The organism is Pseudomonas fluorescens, from assembly GCF_030344995.1.
Classification (GTDB): domain Bacteria; phylum Pseudomonadota; class Gammaproteobacteria; order Pseudomonadales; family Pseudomonadaceae; genus Aquipseudomonas; species Aquipseudomonas fluorescens_BF.
In genome coordinates this window covers 5,230,769-5,251,546 of sequence record NZ_CP128260.1, presented here as the reverse complement: position 1 = coordinate 5,251,546, position 20,778 = coordinate 5,230,769, and the positions used below count along the sequence as shown (strand labels likewise).

Genomic DNA, 20,778 nt, shown 5'->3' with positions numbered 1-20,778 from the left:
CGGCCACTATAAAGCGCCGGGAAAGATATTTCACCTCTGCAAATCGTTGCCGGACATGCCGTCCGGAGGACAGAAGGGGTAGGATACCCGCCATCTTTTCCCAGTCTTGTTATCGGAGTTGCCCATGAGCGCCGTCACTCGCGCAGCGGTGGAAGCCGTCCTCAGCCAATACACCGACCCTTATCTGAACCAGGATCCGGTCAGCGCCGGTTGCGTGCGCAACATCGAAATCACCGGCGATCGCGTCAGCGTGCAGCTGGAAATCGGCTATGCCGCCGGTCTGTTCAAGAGCGGCTGGGCGCAATTGCTGCAACTGGCCATCGAAAACCTCAACGGCGTGGTGACGGCCAAGGTCGAAGTCAACAGCGTGATCGCCGCGCACAAGGCCCAGGCGCAGATTCCGGGGCTGGCCAACGTCAAGAACGTGGTCGCCGTGGCCTCCGGCAAGGGCGGTGTGGGCAAGTCCACCACCGCCGCCAACCTGGCATTGGCGCTGGCCCGTGAAGGCGCGAAGGTCGGGATTCTTGACGCCGATATCTATGGCCCGAGCCAAGGCATCATGTTCGGCATTGCCGAGGGCACACGTCCGCAGGTCAAGGATCAGAAGTGGTTCGTGCCGCTTCAGGCCCATGGCGTGGAAGTGATGTCGATGGCATTCCTGACCGACGACAACACGCCGATGGTCTGGCGCGGGCCGATGGTCTCCGGCGCGCTGCTGCAACTGGTCACGCAAACTGCGTGGGGCGACCTGGATTATCTGGTGATCGACATGCCGCCAGGCACTGGCGACATCCAGCTGACCCTGGCGCAGAAAGTCCCGGTGGCCGGCGCCGTGATCGTCACCACCCCGCAGGATCTGGCGTTGCTCGATGCGCGCAAAGGCGTGGAGATGTTCCGCAAGGTCAACATTCCGGTGCTGGGCGTGGTGGAAAACATGGCCGTGCACATCTGCTCGAACTGCGGACATGCCGAGCATCTGTTCGGTGAGGGCGGTGGCGAGAAGCTGGCGACCCAGTTCGGCGTCGAGCTGCTGGCCTCGTTGCCGCTGTCGATGCTGATCCGCGAACAGGCCGACGGCGGCAAACCGACGGTGATTTCCGAGCCGGACAGCCAGATCGCCATGGTCTATCAGGAGCTGGCCCGCCACGTCGGCGCGCGGATCGTGTTGCAGGAAGCGGCCTCGCCGGCGATGCCGAACATCACCATCAGCGACGATTGATGCCTCTGGTTTAAACAAAAACGCCCCGGTGCCTGTGCACCGGGGCGTTTTTCATTGCGCGACAGAGGTCAGATGCGCAACCCGCCATCCATTTCCAGAATCCGGCCGGTGTAGTAGTCGTTCTCGAAGATGTATGCCGCCGAATGGGCGATCTCTTCCGGCTTGCCCATGCGCTTGAGCGGAATGCCCGAAGTCATTTTCTCCAGCGCTTCCGGCTTCATGCCCAGAGTCATCTCGGTTTCGATGAAGCCCGGTGCAATGCCCGCCACGCGGATGCCGTAGCGCGCCAGTTCCTTGGCCCAGGTCACGGTCGCCGCAGCGACGCCGGCCTTGGCGGCGGAGTAGTTGGTCTGGCCAACGTTGCCCGCGCGGGAGATCGACGAGATGTTGATGATCGCGCCGCTGTTTTTCAGCTCGACCATTTTCGCTGCCACTTCACGGGTGCAGAGGAACACGCCGGTCAGGTTGACGTCGATCACCGCCTGCCACTGGGCCAGGCTCATCTTGGTCATCTCGCTGTCCTTGACCTTGAGCAGCAGACCGTCGCGCAGGATCCCGGCGTTGTTGATCAGGCCGTGAATCGCGCCGAAGTCTTCGGCGACCTGGGCAACCATGTGCGTCACTTGCTCTTCGTTGGCGACGTTGCACAGGTAGCTGCGGGCCTCGACACCCTTGGCCTTGCAGGCCGCGACGGCGTCATCGAGTTTTTCCTGGTTCAGGTCGACCAGCGCCAGCTTCGCGCCCTTGCCTGCGAAATACTCGGCCATCGAGCGGCCCAAGCCTTGGCAACCGCCAGTGATAATGATTACTTTGTCGTTGAGTTGCATTCGCATGCCCCCGAGAGCAGGTCAGAGTGGTCCTTATAGGTAGCCTCTCGATCTGCATCGGCCGGGAGCCTGTTGCACATGAGAACTGCCCGATGGCGCGTGGAACAAATCCCGTGCGCCTGTCCGTTTTTTCGACGGATTCTATTTAAGGAGTCATAAATTGAGCGTTGAAGCGGCTAAGAATGCCCGAGAATTGCTTCTCAAGGAATACCGTGGCGTGCTGTCGACCCACTCCAGATCGATGCCCGGTTTTCCGTTCGGCTCCGTGGTTCCCTACTGCCTGGACGAGCAGGGCCGGCCGCTGATCCTGATCAGCCGCATTGCCCAGCACACCCACAACCTGCAGAAAGATCCGAAATGTTCGATGCTGGTGGGTGAGCGTGAGGCCGACGACGTGCAAGCCGTTGGTCGCCTGACCTATCTCGCCGAAGCTGAAAAACTCGAAGACGCTGCCGCCATCGAAGCCGCCGCCGAGCGTTACTACCGCTATTTCCCCGATTCGCAGAATTACCACAAGGCTCACGATTTCGATTTCTGGGTGCTCAAACCCGTGCGCCATCGCTACATCGGCGGCTTCGGCGCGATCCATTGGGTCGATCACCTGACCCTGGCCAACCCGTTCGCCGGCAAGGCCGAAATCAGCATGGTCGAGCACATGAACAGCGACCACGCCAAGGCCATTGCCCATTACGTCGACCTTGCCGGTCTGCCGAAAACCGTACCGGCACAAATGGCCGGGATCGATACCGAAGGCATGCACCTGCGCATTGGTCAGGCGCTGTACTGGCTGCCGTTTCAAGCGCCTTGTCATACGCCGATACAAGTGCGCGAAGCCTTGGTTTCTCTGGCTCACGCCGAGGTCTGGCCAAAAAATGCGGTGGCCGACGCTTGAATTCACGAAAGGGCGACGTCATCTAAGGCTTACTGCAAGGCATTTCTTGCGTTGAGGAAACTTTGATGCGCCCTTTTTTGTTGCTCTTTCTGCTGTTCCCGGTGTTGGAGCTGTTCGTATTCGTCAAAGTGGCAGGATCGATCGGATTTTTCCCGGCCCTGCTGCTGATCATTCTCGGCTCGATGTTCGGCGTGTTCGTGCTGCGTATCGCCGGACTGGCCACCGCACTGCGCGCCCGTGAAAGCCTGAACCGCGGCGAACTGCCTGCGCAAACCATGCTCGAAGGCCTGATGCTGGCCCTGGCCGGTGGTCTGCTGATCCTGCCGGGCTTCATCAGCGATGTGGTCGGTCTGGTGCTGCTGTTGCCGTTCAGTCGTCGACTGGTCGCCAACAAAATGCGCCAGCGCGCCGAAGAGCAGGCCATGCGCCAGCGAGCGTTCGCCGACGACCTGCAACCTCGCGGCGGTCCTGCACCGCGCCAGCCTCTTGGCCGCGAAGGCGATGTGTTCGAAGGCGAATTCGAACACCGCGACACCAAGTAACTTCTGCATCGACACGGCACCTTCGGGTGCCGTGTTCGTTTGCGGGGAGAACTCATGCAGCCTGCGTGAAAATTTTTTGACCCCCGCCCTTGTAATAAGCTTATGCGCCCTTATGTATCGGTCACCGAAAGGTTTCCGACATTTTGAGTCGGACAGACTTCCGCGGTTCGCTCGACGAGCCGCAACCGGCGCAGGCCGGATTCGTTAAACCCGCCGGGACTACACCGGCCGATGAAAACCACAATTAGGAGAGATCGACAATGAAGCTTCGTCCTCTGCATGACCGCGTCGTCATCCGTCGCAGCGAAGAAGAAAAGAAAACCGCTGGCGGTATCGTCCTGCCAGGTTCGGCTGCTGAAAAAGCCAACCACGGTGAGATTCTGGCTGTAGGCCCGGGCAAGGCACTGGAAAGCGGTGAAGTGCGCGCACTGTCCGTGAAAGTGGGCGACAAGGTTGTGTTCGGTCCGTACTCCGGCAGCAACACCGTGAAAGTCGACGGCGAAGACCTGCTGGTAATGAGCGAGAACGAAATCCTCGCTGTTATCGAAGGCTGATTACCCGCTCATTTTCCCGCTACTACAAAGTATTTAAGGAATATCGATCATGGCTGCTAAAGAAGTTAAATTCGGCGATTCCGCCCGCAAGAAAATGCTGGTTGGCGTAAACGTCCTGGCTGACGCGGTAAAAGCGACCCTGGGCCCGAAAGGCCGTAACGTGATCCTCGAGAAGAGCTTCGGCGCTCCGACCATCACCAAGGACGGCGTTTCCGTCGCCAAGGAAATCGAACTCGAAGACCGTTTCGAAAACATGGGCGCGCAGCTGGTCAAAGACGTTGCCTCCCGTGCCAACGATGACGCTGGTGACGGTACTACCACCGCTACCGTTCTGGCTCAGTCGATCGTCAACGAAGGCCTGAAAGCCGTCGCTGCCGGCATGAACCCGATGGACCTGAAGCGCGGTATCGACAAAGCGACCATCGCGATCGTCAAAGAACTGAAAGCCCTGTCCAAGCCATGCGCTGACACCAAGGCTATCGCTCAGGTAGGCACCATCTCCGCCAACTCCGACAACTCCATCGGCGACATCATTGCCGAAGCCATGGAAAAAGTCGGTAAAGAAGGCGTGATCACCGTTGAAGAAGGCTCGGGCCTGGAAAACGAACTGTCGGTTGTAGAAGGCATGCAGTTCGACCGTGGCTACCTGTCCCCGTACTTCGTCAACAAGCCGGACACCATGGTTGCCGAGCTGGAAGGCGCGCTGATCCTGCTGGTCGACAAAAAGATCTCGAACATCCGCGAAATGCTGCCAGTACTGGAAGCCGTTGCCAAAGCCGGCCGTCCACTGCTGATCGTTGCCGAAGACGTTGAAGGTGAAGCCCTGGCGACTCTGGTCGTGAACAACATGCGTGGCATCGTTAAAGTCGCAGCCGTCAAGGCTCCAGGCTTCGGCGACCGTCGCAAGGCCATGCTGCAGGACATCGCCGTTCTGACCGGTGGTACCGTTATCTCCGAAGAGATCGGCCTGAGCCTGGAAAGCACCACCCTGGAACACCTGGGTAGCGCCAAGCGCGTGACCCTGTCCAAGGAAAACACCATCATCGTTGACGGTGCTGGCGTTCAAGGCGACATCGAAGCCCGTATCGCTCAGATCCGTGCCCAGGTTGCCGAAACTTCCTCGGACTACGACCGTGAAAAACTGCAAGAGCGTCTGGCCAAGCTGTCCGGCGGCGTTGCAGTGATCAAGGTTGGTGCCGGTTCCGAAGTTGAAATGAAAGAGAAGAAAGCCCGCGTTGAAGACGCCCTGCACGCAACCCGCGCAGCCGTTGAAGAAGGCGTGGTACCTGGCGGTGGCGTTGCGCTGATCCGCGCTCTGGAAGCACTGACCGAACTGAAAGGCGACAACGCTGACCAGAACGTCGGTATCGCTGTACTGCGTCGCGCTGTTGAAGCGCCGCTGCGTCAGATCGTTGCCAACTCCGGCGACGAGCCAAGCGTGGTTGTCGACAAGGTCAAGAACGGCGAAGGCAGCTTCGGCTACAACGCTGCTACCGGCGAATACGGCGACATGATCGAAATGGGCATCCTGGACCCAACCAAGGTCACCCGTTCGGCTCTGCAAGCTGCAGCCTCCATCGGCGGTCTGATCCTGACCACCGAAGCTGCTGTTGCTGATGCACCGAAGAAAGAAGGTGCAGCTGGCGGCGGTATGCCAGACATGGGCGGCATGGGTGGCATGGGCGGCATGATGTAAGCCAGCCTTACCCCGGTAACGAAAAAACCCGTCTGCGAGAGCAGACGGGTTTTTTTATTGCCCGCGTTGCAGGGTTCAGGCGTTGGCGGGTTGTGCCAGCGATGTGGCCTGGTTCTTGGTTGCCGGGCGATACAGAACCCAGTAATACGAACCCAGACAGATCAGCCAGCAGAAGATCGCCGTCCACACGTTGTGGGAGAAGAAGTGCGCGCCCTGCATCATCCGGCTGATCGAGAACACCGTACCCAGCGCAAAGGCAAAGATGAACGCCTGACGGGCCAGCCGTGGGCGACGGTCACGCAGCACGAAGAACAGCGCAAACAAGGTGAAACCGGTGGCCGCATGACCACCCGGCCAGCAACGACCAGGTTTGTCGGTAGGCGGGCGATGATCCAGCAGCTTGCTATAGGTTTCGTGACCGCCGAACTGTTCGAGGCTCCAGGGGCATTGCACCGCCGTCACGGCTTTCACTGGCGTGACAAACGAGGTGGCCAGACCCAGCGACAACACCAGACAGCCCAGCTCACGCTTGAACGGTTTGAGCCGCTCGATGAAAAACGCGCCGATGAACCCGAGGATGGCAAACACCGAAAAGGCGATCACCACTTGTTTGGCGCGGTCGTGGAGGATGTTTTCCAGGAAGTAACTGTGACGGCCGATGAAGTCACCGGCAGCCGGGTCATAGAAAAGCCGGGCCAGATCCATGTCCAGATCGGTCAGCTCCAACAAAACCAGAATGACGGCCGCCACGGCGGGAATGCCCAGGCACAACCAGAAATTCAGCGGGCGAGGGGCAGGGCGTACAACGTTTGATGACATGACATATCCAGAGCGGGAAACGCCCCGGGGCATCAGCCCGGGGCGCTTCGATTAACGTTCGCTGATTTGCTCGGCACCCTCCTTGGGCGCCTTCCAGCCAAGCAGCTGTTGCTTGAAGCCATAACTGGCGGTTTGGTAATAGGTGATGGCGCGGCTGATCAGCGGGTCGTCGCTGCCGGCCCGGGACTCGCGGCTTTCGGTCAGCGCATCGTCATGCCGGCGCAGGCCCTGGCGCGGGCTGAGGATCGCCAGATCCTTGCCGTCGAACAGCCCCAGATGTTGATAGTTGCCGACCACGACTCTCGGTGGCAGCGGGTTGTCCCGCAGCAGGTTGCGACCGAAGAACGTCGATTGGTAATCCAGGTTCAGCAACCCCAGCAGGGTTGGCGCGAGGTCGATCTGGCTGGCCAGTTGCGCGTTTTCCCGTGGCTCGATCAACTTCGGTGCATAGATGAACAGCGGGATCTGGTAGTTGCTGATCGGCAGGTCTTCCTTGCCCGCGCTACCGGCGGTGTGGTCGGCGACGAAGATGAAGATCGTGTTGTCGAACCACGGTTTCTGCCGCGCCTGCTCCAGGAACTGGCCGATGGCGTAGTCGGTGTATTTCACCGCACCGTCGCGACCGTTGCCGGACTTGATGTCGATCCGGTTGTCCGGATAGGTATAAGGGCGGTGGTTGGACGTGGTCATCAGTTGCAGCAGGAAAGGCTGCTGTCTGGCGTAGTCGGCATCGGCCAGTTTCAGGGTCTGCCTATACAGATCCTCGTCGGCCATGCCCCAGGCATTCTTGAAGTGAATCTCCGATTCATCGACGCTGCTCTGATCGACGACGCGATAGCCGTTGCCGCTGAAGAATGCGTTCATGTTGTCGAAATAACCGCGTCCGCCGTAGACGAACACGCTGTCGTAGCCCACGGCGCCGAGTTGCTGGCCGAGGCTGGCGAAGCCGCTTTCGCGGCCGATGCGCTTGACGATCGAACGGCCCGGCGTCGGCGGAATGGCCAGGGTAATGGCTTCCAGACCCCGATCGGTGCGGGTGCCGGTGGCGTAGAAATTGTTGAAATACAGACTCTGCTTGCGCAAGGCATCCAGATTCGGTGTCAGGTTGCGCTCATCGCCATTGCTGCCCAGGTACTTGGCACTGAGGCTTTCGATGGTGACCAGCACGATGTTCGGTTTGCGCACAGTGCCCGGGTTGTCGATCACCCGGCGGATGTCCTGTGGATCCTGGCCGATGAAGCGCGCGTTGGGTTCGCTCAATTCCGCACGAATCTGGCCGGCGACTTTTTCCGGCGACAGACTGCTGTAGAACTGGCCATAGTCCAGTTCGTTGTTACGGAACGCGGCGAAGAACTGATACGGGCCATTGCTCGCCAGTTCATTCTGATAGGCGTTGCCGCCCTGGGCGCGCGGTGCGTCCTGGCTGAGCAGTTGCAGGCTCAGCCCCGCCACGACCAACAGACCGAGCGCATTGAGCAGGCGACCGCGCAGTGGTGGCAGCGGGGCGTCAAGCGCAGCGTTGAAAGGTTTGCGCAACGCGAAACTCAGCGCCACGGCGAGCAGCGCAAGGATGCTCAGCAACGTGCCGATCGGGTAGGACTCCAGCACGTTGTTCAGGACTTCATCGGAATACACCAGATAGTCGACGGCGATGAAGTTGAAACGCACGCCGAACTCGTCCCAGAACAGCCATTCGGCCACGGAGGTGAACAGCATGGCGAACAGACTGACCGTCAGCAGTCCCTGAAGGAACCAGCGATGACCGCGCCGGCGCCACAGGGCCGGCGGGCACAGCAGCAAATACAGGCCCATCGGCAGCGCCGCATAGGCGAGAAAGCCCAGGTCATACAGCAGGCCGATGCCGAACATGGAAAATGCCACGCCGCCGGCCTCATCCAAATGAGTCAGCAACAGCACGGTTCGAGTCAGAAGAAACACCACCAGCCAGGCGCCGGTGACCAGCAGTAGAAAGCGCATCGGCGCCGTCTTGAAGAAGTCCATTGTCTACATTCCTTATATCTAATGGCGCGAGAGTCTCGCGTTGTCACTGTAGTCAGGTTGTGAACCGATAGTGAAAAACTTGTTAAGGAATGAATTTGGTTGAAAGACTCGATTTGTGGGGCTTGCCGCCCTAGCCCTGAGTCGGCGATGGTCGTAAGCTGCGCGGGCCAAGACGGCCGCTACCGTGTACGGAGGAGGTGCCCATGCGAATTCTATTGGTCGAAGACAACCGCGATATCCTGGCCAATCTGGCCGATTACCTGGGGCTCAAAGGCTATATCGTCGATTGCGCCCAGGACGGTCTGTCGGGCCTGCATCTGGCCGCCACCGAGCATTACGACCTGATCGTGCTCGACATCATGCTGCCGGGCATCGACGGCTATACCCTGTGCAAGCGCCTGCGCGAAGACGCCCGTCGTGATACGCCGGTGATCATGCTCACCGCCCGCGATCAGCTCGATGATCGTTTGCAGGGTTTCAAGTCCGGGGCCGACGATTATCTGGTCAAGCCGTTCGCGCTGTCGGAACTGGCAGCCCGCGTCGAAGCCGTGATGCGCCGCACCCAGGGCGGCGGCCGGCGTGCCCTGCAGGTCGGTGATCTGAGTTACGACCTCGATACCCTTGAAGTGACCCGCGAAGGCAAATTGCTCAAGCTCAACCCGGTCGGCCTCAAACTGCTGGCGGTGCTGATGCAAAAGAGCCCGCATGTCCTGCGCCGGGAAATTCTCGAAGAGGCGCTGTGGGGCGATGACTGCCCGGACAGCGACAGCCTGCGCAGCCATGTTCACCAATTGCGTCAGGTGATCGACAAACCATTTGCCAAACCATTGCTGCACACCGTGCACGGCGTGGGTTACCGCCTGGCCGAGGGCCGCGATGGAGTTTAAGCAAAGCCTTGCCCAGCGGATCATCATCGCCTTTGCGCTGATGAGCGCGCTGGTGGCCGGGGCGTTTGCGATGGGCATCGTCGCGACCGTGCACCTGGTCGAGGAAAAACTGATTTCCGCCGGGCTGGGCGGGGACCTGCAACGCCTGCTGCTGATGGACAACGTCTCGGACTGGAGCCACCGGCCGGAGCCGGATCAGTTGTTCTATTTCAGCGGCGGGCCGGGCGACTTCGAACTGCCCAAGGACCTGCGGCACCTGGATTCAGGTTTCCATGAAGTCTTTCGCGAGCAGCTGTCGTATCACGCGATGGTCGAGGTGGTCGACGGTCGTCGTTATGTGCTGCTGCAGGATCAAAGCGATTTCGAAGAGCGCGAGCGCGTGCTGTTCGCCGTGGTGCTGGTGGGCTTCGTGCTCAGTCTGGCGCTGGCGGTGTTTCTTGGCTGGGTGCTCGCGCGCAAGGTGATGGCCCCGGTGGTGCGACTGGCGCGCCAGGTGCGCCATCGCGATCAGTTGCTCGGGCTGGCACCTCCGTTGGCGCCGGATTACGCGGCCGACGAGGTGGGCGAACTGGCGGTGGCATTCGACGCTACGCTCGGGCGCCTGCGTCAGGCGCTGACGCGGGAGCGACTGTTCACCAGCGACGTCAGCCATGAACTGCGCACACCGTTGATGGTGTTGGCCAGCTCCTGTGAACTGCTGCTGGAAAACCCGGGCATCGATCAGCGCGGCAAGGCTCAGGTTCAGCGCATTGCGCGTGCCAGTGAAGAAATGCGTGAGCTGGTGCAGACCTTCCTGATGCTCGCCCGTGCCCAACGCGAAGACGCAGGCGCCGCCCCCCGGCAGACCCTCGCGCAAGTGGCCGACAGCTTGCTTTGTCTGTGGCGCGAGCCCATCGAATCCAAGGGCTTGCAACTGATTTTCGAGCCGGGCAATCCGCCCGACACCTGTTACAACGCGACGCTGCTCAATGCGGTGATGGGCAACCTGCTGCGCAACGCCTTGCACTACACCGAGCAGGGTTTCATTCGCCTGACGCTCAACGGGAACGGTTTCGTGGTCGAGGATTCGGGCGTAGGCATTCCCGAGGAAAAACGCGAGGCGATGTTCCAGCCTTTTGTACGCGGCAATGAAAAACGCGGCGAAGGTTTGGGGTTGGGTCTGTCACTGGTTCAACGCATCTGCGAGAACCAGGGCTGGAGCGTCACGTTGAGCACGATGGAGCCCAATGGCTGCCGTTTCGAGGTCGTTCTGGGCAAGCAGTGAGGATCAATCGATTGATGGGGGACTCCCGCCAACCTGTCTAATTCCTGTATAACCTTGAAATAGTTTGCCGATTTACATGACGTTTTTTTCACAAAGGGATGACCTGACGCTGACACGCCGCTGCTTAAGGTGGCGTCATCAGTAATTCAGGAGTCCTGGTGATGGCCGGCCCGATCAAACTCGATTTTTCCGAAAAGTACGACGACAACCATGCGCAAAAATACCTGCGCAAACACCAGGATGGTCTGGGGCGTCGTTTGTCCAATTGGCGGGATCAGCAGTTGGCCCGCAAGGCGTTGACCCTGGTGGGTGAGCCGGGGCTGGTGCTCGACTTGCCTTGCGGCGCAGGACGTTTCTGGCCATTGCTGGCGGAAAAACCCAACCGGGTGATCATCGGGGCGGACAACTCCGAGTCGATGATCAAGACCGCCATGCAGGCACAACCGGCAGATGTGGTGAAACGGGTACAACCCTTGCACACGTCTGCGTTCGACATTGCCTTGCCTGATAACGCCGTCGACAGCATTTTCTGCATGCGACTGCTGCATCACATCGGCGAAGCCGAGCACCGCCGGGCGATTCTGCGCGAATTCGAGCGCGTCACCCGGGACAGCGTGATCATTTCGCTGTGGGTGGATGGCAATTTCAAGGCCTGGAAACGCAAACGCGCCGAGCAAAAGCGTGGCCAGGAGGGTTACCAGAACCGGTTTGTGTTACCGGCCGCAACAGTTGAAAAGGAATTCGAAGAAGCAGGATTCCGGATCCAGGAACAACTGGACTTTATTCCGCTCTATGCCATGTGGCGAGTCTACGTATTACGCAAGAGGTAAGAGGATGGCAGTGCAATTTGCAGCAGAAACGGAAGTCGCTCCCAAGGATCGCTTCGACTACTACTGGAACCAGCGTGGCGAATGGGTCGAGGAACCCAATGTGCGCCGTGGGGGCGAAAGTGGTGTGCAGCGTGTGGTGGGGCGCGATGGTCAACTGCTGTATGCCAAGCGTCAGACAGGCCATATCTATCGCAGTTGGTTGCACCCGTTCGGACGGCCGACCGTGTTGCGCGAGCTCGATGCGCTGACCGGCGTCTCCCGTCTCGGCGTCCGGGTGCCCGAGATCGTGTTTTGCGGTGCCCAGCCAGACCCGACATTCAAATGGCGTGCGCTGTTGGTGACAAAATCCCTCGATGGCTTTCAGGAGCTTGAGCATTGGGAAGCCGGCGGTGGTCGCGAGCAGTATGGCGAAGCTGTCTATGAGCGCGTACTCAAGGACCTCGCCGAAAACCTGGCGCGCATGCACAAGGGCCGTTGGCAGCACAGCTGCATCTACATCAAGCACGTGTTTGTGCGGGTGACGGGCGAAGGTGATTCGGCCAAGGTCGAGGTCGCCCTGATCGATCTGGAAAAATGCCGTCAGCGTCTGACCGCTTATCGCGCGGCCGCCCATGACATGAAGCAATTGCGCCGCCACTCGTCGTTCAGCGCAACGGACTGGAAAAAACTCGTCTACTTTTATGAGACGGCGTTTGGCAGCGCTATCAAAGGTTTATAGCGATGAAACTAGAAATTGCACGAGGTTTGTTTCTGGTAGGAGCCTTGGCAGTTGCATCATTGGCGGTGGCGGCCTGGGAACAGCCACGCATGCAGGTGATCGGCGCCTCGGCGAGCGATCCCCATTGTCCGATGCCACGGGTGGCAAAAGCCGCCGTGGCCACTCAGCCGGATCATGACCTGTTGCTGTTCATGTTCGGACTTTCTCAAGGGATGAGGCCGCAGAGTTGAATCGATTGAAATCTCTTTCTCCAAGAGCCAAAGGCCTCGCTGATGCGAGGCCTTTTTTATTGCGTCATGGCTTTTTACTGCGTCATGCCTTGGGATCGGGTTTCGCCAGCACGGTGTAAACGCACGGCAAAACAAACAGCGTGAACAGTGTCCCGATCGACATCCCGGTCGCGATCACGGTACCGATGTCGAAACGGCTGACCGCACCGGCGCCGGTGGCCACGATCAGCGGCACCATGCCGAACACCATCGCCGCGGTGGTCATCAACACCGGGCGCAGACGAATCGCCGCCGCTTCCTCCACCGCCTCGCGGGGTGTCAGGCCCTTCTCCTTGCGCAACTGGTTGGCGAATTCGACGATCAGGATCCCGTGCTTGCTGATCAGCCCGATCAGCGTCACCAGCCCGACCTGGGTGTAGATGTTCATGCTCGACCAGCCGAGGAACAGCGGAATCAGCGCCCCGCAGATCGACAACGGCACGGTCACCAGAATCACCAGCGGATCGCGGAAGCTTTCGAACTGCGCCGCCAGCACCAGGAAAATGATCGCCAGCGCCAGGGCAAAAGTTACCCACAGCGCACTGCCTTCCTGGACGAATTGTCGGGAGGCACCGCCGTAATCGAAGGCAAAACCGGCCGGGGCTTCTTCCCGGGCAATCTGCAACACGCTGTCGATGGCTTCGCCCATGCTCACCAGCGGGAATCCGGACAGCTTGGCCGCGTTGAGTTGCTGGAACTGGTTGAGCTGTCGCGGTCGTGCGCGATCGGTCACGGTGATCAGGGTCGACAGCGGCAGCAGCTCGCCCTGGGTGTTTTTCACGTAGTAATTGTTCAGCCAGTCCGGGTTGTCGCGGTAGGCCCGTTCGACCTGGGCGATGACCTTGTAGCTGCGGCCTTCGATGGTGAACCGGTTGATTTCGGCTTCGCCGAGCAAGGTCGCAAGCGTACCGCCCAGATCCTGCATCGACACGCCCATCTGCGCCGCCTTGGCGCGGTCGATGTCGACCACCACTTCGGGTTTGTCGAAAGCCAGATCGAGGTCGACGAAGGCGAACTTGCCCGACTCCATTGCGCGCTTCTTGATCCGGTCAGCCACTTGCAGCAACAGCTCGTAGTCGTTGGCGGTGTTGATCACGAACTCGAACGGCAGGCCTTCGCCGGTGCCGGGCAGGGACGGCAGGTTGAAACCGAAGATCTGCAGGCCCGGAATGCCCTCCAGTTTGCCCTGTACCTCCGGAAGGATTTCCATTTGTGTGCGGCTGCGCTCGTTCCACGGCTTGAGCAGAAAACCGCCGATGCCGGTCTGCACGCCGTTATAGCCGTTGATCTGGAACGATGAGTAGTACTCCGGAAACTCCTTGAAGATCTTGATGAACTCGTCGGTGTAGGTGTTCAGGTAATCGAGGTTGGTCGGCTGCGGGGCGTTGGCCATCATGAAAATGATGCCTTGGTCTTCGTCTGGTGCCAGTTCGGACTTGGTGAACTTGAGCAGCACCGGAATCAGGCACAGCACGATCACCGCGAACACCAGCACCACCGGCCGGGTATTGAGCGTGCCGTGCAGCATGCTTTGATAGCGACGCTTGAGGCTGTCGAAAATCCGGTCGAGACGGTGTGCCAGGCCCGTGGGGTTTTCATCGTGGCGCAACAGCACGGCGCACATCATCGGCGACAGGGTCAGGGCGACGATGCCGGAGATCACCACCGCACCGGCCAGGGTCAGCGCAAACTCCTTGAACAGCGCCCCGGTCAGCCCGGTGAGAAAACCGATCGGTGCGTACACCGCCGCCAGGGTGATGGTCATCGACACCACCGGCATGGCGATTTCCCGGGCGCCTTCGAGCGCGGCGTCCAGTGGTGTCTTGCCTTCCTCGATGTGCCGGTGAATGTTTTCCACCACCACAATTGCGTCGTCCACCACCAGCCCGATGGCCAGCACCATCGCCAGCAGCGTCAGCAGGTTGATCGAGTAGCCCATCATCTGCATGAAGAACATCACACCGATCATCGACAGCGGAATCGTGACGACCGGGATGACCACCGAACGCAGGGCGCCGAGAAACAGGAACACCACCACGATCACGATCAACACCGCCTCGAACAGGGTTTTCACCACTTCGTCGATGGAGGCCTGGATGAACAGCGTGGCGTCGTAGGCAATCTCGCTCTTGAGGTTGGGCGGCAGCTGGGCTTCAAGCTCCGGCATGATCTTGCGCACTTCCTTGATCACGTCCAGCGGGTTGGCGCCGGGCGTGGCCTTGATCCCGATGTACACCGAGGGTGTTCCGCCGAACGAACTGATCGAGTTGTAGTTTTCCGCGCCCATCTCGACCCGTGCCACATCGCTGAGCAACACCCGGCTGTCACCGTTGACCTTGAGCGGGATCTTGCCGAAGGCTTCGGCGGACTTCAGTTCGGTGTTGGCGTTGATGCTGGTGACCACGTACTCGCCTTTCACTTCGCCAGCGGCGGAGAGGAAGTTGTACTGGCGCACCGCGTTGGTCACGTCACCAGCGCTGAGGCCGAAGCCGGCGAGCTTCACCGGATCGATCCACAGGCGCATGGCGAACACCTGGTTGCCGAGAATCTCCGCCTCGGCCATGCCCGGCAGGGTCGCCAGCTTCGGCTGGATCACCCGCGACAGATAGTCGGTGATCTGCGGGTTGTTCAGTTCCTTGCTGAAGAAGCTGATGTACATCAGCGCCGAAGCGTCGGCGGCTTCTTTGCTCAGCACCGGATCCTCGGCGTCCTGAGGCAGTTTGTTCTTCACCTCGTTGGCCTTGGCCAGCAGTTCGGTGAACAAGCGGTCGCTGTTGGAGCCGATGCGCGCGTAGATCGAAATCACCGAGAAGTTCTGGCGACTGACCGAGGTCATGTAGTCGATGCCCTCGGCGCTGGCCAGGCTCTGTTGCATCGGCTGGGTGATGTAGCCCTGGATGGTTTCAGCGTTGGCCCCGGGGTACGCGGTGGTCACCGTGATCAAGGCGTTTTCCATTTGCGGATACTGGCGCAGCGGCAGTTTGCTCCAGGCCTGGAAGCCCAGCAGCACAATCAGCAGGCTGACCACGGTGGCGAGCACCGGGCGGCGGATGAACGGATCGGTAAAAGCCATGGGATTTCCTTGATCAGTCGGCGCGGGGCGGACTGTTCTGCTCGCCGAGGGTCTTGTCGTCGCTGATGGCAATGTGGGCGCCGTTGTCCAGTTTGATCTGGCCAGCCGTCACCACCTGTTCGCCGCTCTGCACGCCCTTGTTGATCATCACCTGGCCATCGCGGCGTTCGCCGGTCTCGACGAACCGACGTTCGGCGATCAGTACCGGTTGGCCCTTGTCGTCCTTTTCGACGGTGCCGTCTTCGGCTTTCTTCTGGGTGACCACGTACGTCGAGTTGCCGTAGAGGGTGTAGGTGATCGCGCTTTCCGGAACCACGATGTGTTTCTGGGGATCCGGCAGCAGCACCTCGACGCTGGTGAACATGCCTGGCAGCAACTTGCCGTCGGGGTTGGCCAGGGTGGCGCGAACCAGAATGTTGCGGGTGGTGCTTTCGACGATCGGGTTGATGGCGGTGATGGCACCGGTGAAGTTCTGGCCGGGATAGGCCGCTACCGTGATCTGCACCGGCTGACCGATGGCCAGTTTCGGCACCGACTGTTCGGGTACATAGAAGTCGGCGTAGAGGCTGCTCAGGTCCTGCAGGGTAGCGATCTTGGTGCCGCTGGCGAGGTAGTCGCCGATGTCGACGAGGCGGATGCCGATGGTGCCGCTGAAGGGCGCGACGATGCGTTTTTTGGCCAGCGCCGCATTGAGCTGATTGACCGTGGCCTTGTTCTTTTGCAGCTGCGCCGAGAGCCGGTCGAATTCACCTTTGGAGATGGCGCTGCTGCCGACGAGCTGGCTGCCGCGACCGTAATCCAGCTGCGCGAGACCGAGATCGGCCTTGGCGGTTTCGAGGAAGGCGGCTTCGACGGCGCTGTCCAGTTGCAGCAAAGGCTGGCCGGCCTTGACCTTCTGCCCGGATTCGAACTTCAGCTCGGTGACGGTGCCGGCGTTCTCCAGACTCAGGTCAACGCCTTGCAGTGCCTTCAGCGTGCCGACGGTGGGCAGACGCATCTGCCACGGGCGTTCGACGGCCGTGGCCACGGCGACGCTGATCGGCGGCTTCGGTTTGGAAAAGCCCTGGATCATCGTATAGATCGAGAAGGCCTTGTAACCGGCGAGAAGCAGAACGATCAGCAGTACAACACCCAACATGATCAGCATGCGGCGACGCAGCATATTTCCAGTTCCTTGGAGAAAATCAGGTGAGACAGGCGGGCACATTACCCCGAGTCCGGCAGGGATTCCAACTGCCAGTTTTTAACGGGTGTAAGGGAAGAAGGTGGAGAAAAGCAAGGCCGCCGACCGAGCGGTCGGCGGCGAGTTTCAGGCCATCAGATGAAGATGGTTGTCCCAGAGCCCTGCAGGCAAATCCAGCGGTTTGGCCAGCAGATCGTCCTGACGGCAATCGTAGTAGCGGCAGCGTCCCTGACCGGAGGTCACGACAAAACCGTCCTTCACTGCACCGACGCCGGCGCAGTCGGGTAACGGTGCGTCGAGGCGCACTTCGCCGCTGTCCAGGTCCCAGATGAAGAAGCGGTTGCCGCGCGGTGCGGTCAGTGCCACCAGACGCAAATCGCTGTGCACGGCGACGCTGGCGGTGTAATGCCCCATCGACTGCAACTGATGCTCCGGCACCGGGAACGCCACGAATGGCTGACCGGGACGTTTGATCGCCAGCAGCTCCGAGCGCTCGTGGGAAGGCCCCATGAATTGCTGGCCGGCGACGATGGTGCCGTCGCTGGCGATCCCCAGGTGGCGCACGCTGTTCATCTGCTGGGCGAGGGTTTCCTTGCTCAGCAGGGTGCCATCGCGCTGCATCAGCACCAGGCTCGGTTCCATGGCGTCGAGGTTCATGTCGACCCGGCTTTCGGCCTCGGTGCGGATCCCGCCGTTGGCCACCACCAGGGTTTCACCGTCGGGCATCCACGACACCTGATGCGGGCCGAGACCGTGGGTGGAAATCTCGCCGCTGTGCACCAACCGTTCGCCTTCGAATTTGTACACCCCGAGCAGGCCACGGCCAGGATCGCTGGTGTCGTTTTCGGTGGCGTACAGGTAGTCGCCGCTGTGGTGGATCACCGCGTGACCGTAGAAATGCCGGTTCGGCTGCGACGTCACGGTTTGCAGCAATGCGCCGTTGCGCAGGTCGATCAGGTAGCTCTCGGTGCCCGGCCGGCGGGCGACGAACAGCGCGATCGACAGCGTCGGGTGATTGATGATGTCGTGGCAGCGCTGGCCGACTTCGGTGGCGAACACCTGCGTGCCGTCCAGCCGATAGCCGACGGCGTAGTGCTTGCCGTCGGTGTCGTCCCGCGCCGACAGCAGCAGCGGGCTTTGGTCCTTGCGTTTGAACAGCGTCCAGCCGCCCAGTGTCACTGCTCCCAGCAGCAAACTACCTAAAGTCAGAGCCTGGCGTCGCAGCATGGCACGTGCCCTCATCAGTCACCGTCGTTGGCGTTGAAGCCCAGTTGGATGCCCAGCGCCTTGGCCAGCTCGCCTTCGTGCAGGCGGTGGACGACGTTGAGGCTGTCGTAGATGTCGTTGAGCTGTTGGCGACCGGCGTCGTCGTTGAGCATTTCGGTCAGCGAGCGCTGGGTGCTGCCGAACAGTTTGAGCGACGCCGCATAGGCTGCATCGATCTTGTCCGCCAACGGCTTTTGTTCTGCCGGCAGCAAGCCGCGCAGGCCTTTGTTGTCGACGCCTTCCCAGACGGTTTTGGCCGCTGCGAGGCTGGCTTCCAGCGACTCCATGGACGACTGGCTGCGCCATGCATCGGCCTGGAACGGCTGAGGCACGCCCTTGCTCTGACGGCCCATCGGCGTGCCGAGTTTTTTCTTCAGGGTGTCGAGAGCAGTGACCTGTACCCGCAGCAGATCGGCGATCGCTTCGTGGGAGTCGGCGTAGCGCTGGTTCGGGAATTTGCTCATCTGCGCGAGCATGCCGTCGGTGTTGTTCCAGCTGCTGAGGATCTCTTCGGCCAGTTGTTTCTGACGCTCGCCGATGGCCACCAGCAGTGGGCAGTATTTGGCTTTCTGCGCGTCGTTGGCGACGTCAGGCTTGGCGTCGAACAGGATGTACTCGTACGCGGAAAGGCCTTGAACCACAACGCTGGACTTGGCCAGGGCGGCGGCGTCGATCTGCGGCTGCGCGGTGACCAGTTGCTCGACCTGACGGCCGACAAGGTTCTTCTTGTCCGGCCAGAACTGCACCTGCCACGAACGGTTGCCCTCGGCCAGCGGGCCGATCAGCAGCGGTTGCAGCTCGGCCCAGGCTTTTTGCGCGTGCAGGAAGTCGGCACGTGCGGTGTCCAGCGACTCTTTGCCCTGGCAGTAGGCGAGGGCACTGACGGCCAGTTGCTTGTCGGCCTCGACCCAGCGGGTGTAGGTCGGCAGGATCACCGATTTGGCGATGGCCGCCGAAGTGACGGCTTGTGGATCCTGCGGCGAGCACGCGCCGAGGGCCAGTGCGGCAAGGCTGGTGAACAACAGCTTGGGACGGAACATGTCGGGCTCCCGATTCTTTTAAGTGTTTAAAGTGAGTTCAAGAACGCCAGCAGCGCGGCGCGCTGCTCGGCGTTGAAAGACAAAACCTGTTGCTGCGCCGCTTTCGCTTCGCCGCCATGCCAGAGCACGGCTTCGAGCAGGTTGCGGGCGCGGCCGTCATGCAGAAACTGGGTATGGCCGCTGACCGCCTGCGTCAGGCCGATGCCCCACAGTGGCGGGGTGCGCCAGTCGCGGCCGGAGGCCTGGAATTCGGTGCGGTTGTCCGCCAGGCCTTCGCCCATGTCATGCAGCAGCAGATCGCTGTACGGGCGAATCACTTGATTGGCCAGTTCAGGTTCGGCCGCGTTGGCGGCAGTGGTGTATTTCGGTGTGTGACAGGACTGGCAACCCGCCTGGAAGAACAGATTCTTGCCGGCCAGCACTTGCGGATCGTTGACGCCACGGCGGGCGGGAACGGCGAGGTTGCGGCTGTAGAACAGCACCAGGCGCAGGATGTTGTCGCTGACTTCAGGTTCGCCGTCCGGGCCGTTGCCGTTCGGCGCCTGTTTGCAGGCAGTTTGCGCGTCGGTGCAGTCATCAAACGGTCTCAGGCTGGTCGTGAGGCCCATATCACCAGAAAACGCGTGAACATTTTGTTGATTGAGGTTCGGTTGACCGGCTTTCCAGCCAAATCGCCCCATGACGGCCTTTTGCTGCTCATCGTCCCATACCCGGTTGGGTCGACCGTTGATGCCGTTTTTCTCTTTGGCTTGCGCGGCGGCGTTGGCGAGGATCGCTTCTTCCGGGATCGCTTCGAGCAGGCCCAGGCCGATCATCGGCGGTGCAACGCGTGCGGAGAAACGTGTGTCCGGGTGCATCGGGCCGTAGCCGAGCTGGGTGATCTGCAAGGCCGGTTTGCGCAGCTCGACTTCAGTGCCGTCCTTGAAGCGGACCGGCACAGGCGTGTAATCGACCCGCACCTTGCCTTCCGGCGCGACGCCGGGAACTGCCATGTCCTGGAACTGGCCGCCATAAACCGGCTCGGGCACCACGCCCACCTGTTCGATGACCTTGGCATAGGCCGGCGAATCGGGAATCGACAGGCGCACCAGCATTGAAACCGCGTTGGCCGCATCCGGCGTCGGCGGATGGCCGCGGCCGTCCTTGATGTGGCAGTTCTGGCAGGCGTTGGTGTTGAACAGTGGGCCGAGGCCATCGCGGGCGGTGGTGGTCGACGGCGCGATCACCCACGGGCTGCGAAAGAAACTGTTGCCGACGCTGAAGTCCACCCGACGCGAGGGTGGCAGGTTGGCGGACGGCAGGGAAAATGCGTTCTGATCGCTCTTGCGCACAGTCGCCGCGCCGCCGGAACGGGCCTCACCTGGCTCGGCCTTGGTGAAACGCGGGGCGTCATCGCAGGCACTCAGGCCCAGGGCCAGAAACAGTGCGGACAAGCGAAGAGGCAGCGAGGGCATCAGACATCCTGCAAGAGGGGCGAATTTAAAGGCGCAAAGTCTAACAGGGCGAGGGGGTTTGAATAAGAGGAATTATCGTTTGCTTGATGTGGGGCAGGGTTTGGCTTCAGATCGAGGTGCTGCCATCGCTGGCAAGCCAGCTCCCACAGGGTTTGGTGGTGAACACAGAGATTGCAAACACCGGGGTACTTGTGGGAGCTGGCTTGCCAGCGATGGGGCCATCAGCATCACCACAAATAGCAGA

The 20,778-nt window shown here is 60.8% G+C and carries 18 protein-coding genes; 10 read left to right on the top strand and 8 right to left on the bottom strand.

The annotated features are described in order from the left end of the window. Window positions 1–124: 124 nt before the first annotated feature. Entirely contained in the window at window positions 125–1,219 is a 1,095-nt protein-coding gene (apbC, locus tag QR290_RS23520) for an iron-sulfur cluster carrier protein ApbC (RefSeq protein WP_115079046.1), read from the top strand. A 68-nt stretch (window positions 1,220–1,287) separates the two neighbouring features. Here apbC and QR290_RS23515 read toward each other — a convergent pair whose 3' ends face one another. Beyond that, window positions 1,288–2,046 carry an SDR family oxidoreductase gene (locus tag QR290_RS23515; RefSeq protein WP_289203727.1) on the bottom strand — a complete coding sequence of 253 codons (759 nt, stop codon included), beginning with the start codon at window positions 2,044–2,046 and terminating at the stop codon, window positions 1,288–1,290. Between the two features lie 160 nt (window positions 2,047–2,206). On the opposite strand from QR290_RS23515, the gene QR290_RS23510 reads away from it, so the two are divergent. The 4 genes from QR290_RS23510 (at window position 2,207) to groL (ending at window position 5,730) form a co-directional block, all read left to right on the top strand. Further along, the gene (locus QR290_RS23510) at window positions 2,207–2,938 is read left to right on the top strand and encodes a HugZ family protein (RefSeq protein WP_289203726.1); all 732 of its coding nucleotides are present in this window, start codon (window positions 2,207–2,209) and stop codon (window positions 2,936–2,938) included. A 65-nt stretch (window positions 2,939–3,003) separates the two neighbouring features. Next, window positions 3,004–3,480: an FxsA family protein gene (locus QR290_RS23505; RefSeq protein WP_289203725.1), complete on the top strand. Its 477-nt coding sequence runs from the start codon at window positions 3,004–3,006 to the stop codon at window positions 3,478–3,480. A 260-nt stretch (window positions 3,481–3,740) separates the two neighbouring features. Beyond that, window positions 3,741–4,034, top strand: coding sequence for a co-chaperone GroES (locus QR290_RS23500; protein WP_011335724.1), 294 nt, complete (start codon window positions 3,741–3,743; stop codon window positions 4,032–4,034). A gap of 49 nt (window positions 4,035–4,083) precedes the next feature. Then, complete coding sequence (gene groL / locus QR290_RS23495; RefSeq protein WP_007953220.1) at window positions 4,084–5,730, top strand: chaperonin GroEL; 1,647 nt, start codon at window positions 4,084–4,086, stop codon at window positions 5,728–5,730. Window positions 5,731–5,805: 75 nt separating this feature from the next. Here the strand turns inward: groL and QR290_RS23490 are convergent, their stop codons facing one another. Together QR290_RS23490 and QR290_RS23485 are read right to left on the bottom strand one after the other, a co-directional pair. Then, window positions 5,806–6,549 carry a phosphatase PAP2 family protein gene (locus QR290_RS23490; RefSeq protein WP_289203724.1) on the bottom strand — a complete coding sequence of 248 codons (744 nt, stop codon included), beginning with the start codon at window positions 6,547–6,549 and terminating at the stop codon, window positions 5,806–5,808. Window positions 6,550–6,600: 51 nt separating this feature from the next. Next, window positions 6,601–8,550 carry an LTA synthase family protein gene (locus tag QR290_RS23485; RefSeq protein WP_289203723.1) on the bottom strand — a complete coding sequence of 650 codons (1,950 nt, stop codon included), beginning with the start codon at window positions 8,548–8,550 and terminating at the stop codon, window positions 6,601–6,603. A 203-nt stretch (window positions 8,551–8,753) separates the two neighbouring features. Here QR290_RS23485 and colR point away from each other — a divergent pair, with 203 nt between their 5' ends. From colR to QR290_RS23460, 5 genes are all read left to right on the top strand, one after another. Next, complete coding sequence (gene colR / locus QR290_RS23480) at window positions 8,754–9,437, top strand: two-component system response regulator ColR (RefSeq protein WP_289203722.1); 684 nt, start codon at window positions 8,754–8,756, stop codon at window positions 9,435–9,437. After that, window positions 9,427–10,701, top strand: coding sequence for a sensor histidine kinase (locus QR290_RS23475; protein ID WP_115079041.1), 1,275 nt, complete (start codon window positions 9,427–9,429; stop codon window positions 10,699–10,701). The genes colR and QR290_RS23475 overlap by 11 nt, the downstream gene beginning before the upstream one ends. Before the next feature lie 161 nt (window positions 10,702–10,862). Beyond that, entirely contained in the window at window positions 10,863–11,531 is a 669-nt protein-coding gene (locus tag QR290_RS23470) for a class I SAM-dependent methyltransferase (protein ID WP_007953228.1), read from the top strand. A 4-nt stretch (window positions 11,532–11,535) separates the two neighbouring features. Beyond that, on the top strand, window positions 11,536–12,249 hold the full coding sequence (locus QR290_RS23465) for a lipopolysaccharide kinase InaA family protein (RefSeq protein ID WP_289203721.1): 714 nt from the start codon (window positions 11,536–11,538) through the stop codon (window positions 12,247–12,249). Window positions 12,250–12,251: 2 nt separating this feature from the next. Next, window positions 12,252–12,479, top strand: a complete 228-nt coding sequence (locus QR290_RS23460) for a hypothetical protein (protein ID WP_011335717.1) — start codon at window positions 12,252–12,254, stop codon at window positions 12,477–12,479. Window positions 12,480–12,561: 82 nt separating this feature from the next. Here the strand turns inward: QR290_RS23460 and QR290_RS23455 are convergent, their stop codons facing one another. From QR290_RS23455 to QR290_RS23435, 5 genes are all read right to left on the bottom strand, one after another. Then, the gene (locus QR290_RS23455) at window positions 12,562–15,591 is read right to left on the bottom strand and encodes a multidrug efflux RND transporter permease subunit (RefSeq protein ID WP_115079039.1); all 3,030 of its coding nucleotides are present in this window, start codon (window positions 15,589–15,591) and stop codon (window positions 12,562–12,564) included. A gap of 13 nt (window positions 15,592–15,604) precedes the next feature. After that, on the bottom strand, window positions 15,605–16,753 hold the full coding sequence (locus QR290_RS23450; protein WP_230733222.1) for an efflux RND transporter periplasmic adaptor subunit: 1,149 nt from the start codon (window positions 16,751–16,753) through the stop codon (window positions 15,605–15,607). Window positions 16,754–16,900: 147 nt separating this feature from the next. Further along, on the bottom strand, window positions 16,901–18,001 hold the full coding sequence (locus tag QR290_RS23445; protein WP_289203720.1) for a DUF1513 domain-containing protein: 1,101 nt from the start codon (window positions 17,999–18,001) through the stop codon (window positions 16,901–16,903). A gap of 14 nt (window positions 18,002–18,015) precedes the next feature. Further along, window positions 18,016–19,080 carry an imelysin family protein gene (locus tag QR290_RS23440; protein ID WP_007953243.1) on the bottom strand — a complete coding sequence of 355 codons (1,065 nt, stop codon included), beginning with the start codon at window positions 19,078–19,080 and terminating at the stop codon, window positions 18,016–18,018. Between the two features lie 26 nt (window positions 19,081–19,106). Then, window positions 19,107–20,534, bottom strand: coding sequence for a di-heme oxidoredictase family protein (locus QR290_RS23435; protein ID WP_289203719.1), 1,428 nt, complete (start codon window positions 20,532–20,534; stop codon window positions 19,107–19,109). Window positions 20,535–20,778: the final 244 nt, after the last annotated feature.

Excerpts from the sequence above, each read along its gene's own strand:
- groL (WP_007953220.1), top strand. The coding sequence starts at position 4,084 with ATGGCTGCTAAAGAAGTTAAATTCGGCGATTCCGCCCGCAAGAAAATG.
- QR290_RS23435 (WP_289203719.1), bottom strand. The coding sequence starts at position 20,534 with ATGCCCTCGCTGCCTCTTCGCTTGTCCGCACTGTTTCTGGCCCTGGGC.
- QR290_RS23460 (WP_011335717.1), top strand. The coding sequence starts at position 12,252 with ATGAAACTAGAAATTGCACGAGGTTTGTTTCTGGTAGGAGCCTTGGCA.
- apbC (WP_115079046.1), top strand. The coding sequence starts at position 125 with ATGAGCGCCGTCACTCGCGCAGCGGTGGAAGCCGTCCTCAGCCAATAC.
- QR290_RS23465 (WP_289203721.1), top strand. The coding sequence starts at position 11,536 with ATGGCAGTGCAATTTGCAGCAGAAACGGAAGTCGCTCCCAAGGATCGC.
- QR290_RS23505 (WP_289203725.1), top strand. The coding sequence starts at position 3,004 with ATGCGCCCTTTTTTGTTGCTCTTTCTGCTGTTCCCGGTGTTGGAGCTG.
- QR290_RS23450 (WP_230733222.1), bottom strand. The coding sequence starts at position 16,753 with ATGCTGCGTCGCCGCATGCTGATCATGTTGGGTGTTGTACTGCTGATC.
- QR290_RS23440 (WP_007953243.1), bottom strand. The coding sequence starts at position 19,080 with ATGTTCCGTCCCAAGCTGTTGTTCACCAGCCTTGCCGCACTGGCCCTC.
- QR290_RS23475 (WP_115079041.1), top strand. The coding sequence starts at position 9,427 with ATGGAGTTTAAGCAAAGCCTTGCCCAGCGGATCATCATCGCCTTTGCG.
- QR290_RS23500 (WP_011335724.1), top strand. The coding sequence starts at position 3,741 with ATGAAGCTTCGTCCTCTGCATGACCGCGTCGTCATCCGTCGCAGCGAA.
- QR290_RS23470 (WP_007953228.1), top strand. The coding sequence starts at position 10,863 with ATGGCCGGCCCGATCAAACTCGATTTTTCCGAAAAGTACGACGACAAC.
- QR290_RS23445 (WP_289203720.1), bottom strand. The coding sequence starts at position 18,001 with ATGCTGCGACGCCAGGCTCTGACTTTAGGTAGTTTGCTGCTGGGAGCA.
- QR290_RS23515 (WP_289203727.1), bottom strand. The coding sequence starts at position 2,046 with ATGCAACTCAACGACAAAGTAATCATTATCACTGGCGGTTGCCAAGGC.
- colR (WP_289203722.1), top strand. The coding sequence starts at position 8,754 with ATGCGAATTCTATTGGTCGAAGACAACCGCGATATCCTGGCCAATCTG.
- QR290_RS23485 (WP_289203723.1), bottom strand. The coding sequence starts at position 8,550 with ATGGACTTCTTCAAGACGGCGCCGATGCGCTTTCTACTGCTGGTCACC.
- QR290_RS23490 (WP_289203724.1), bottom strand. The coding sequence starts at position 6,549 with ATGTCATCAAACGTTGTACGCCCTGCCCCTCGCCCGCTGAATTTCTGG.
- QR290_RS23455 (WP_115079039.1), bottom strand. The coding sequence starts at position 15,591 with ATGGCTTTTACCGATCCGTTCATCCGCCGCCCGGTGCTCGCCACCGTG.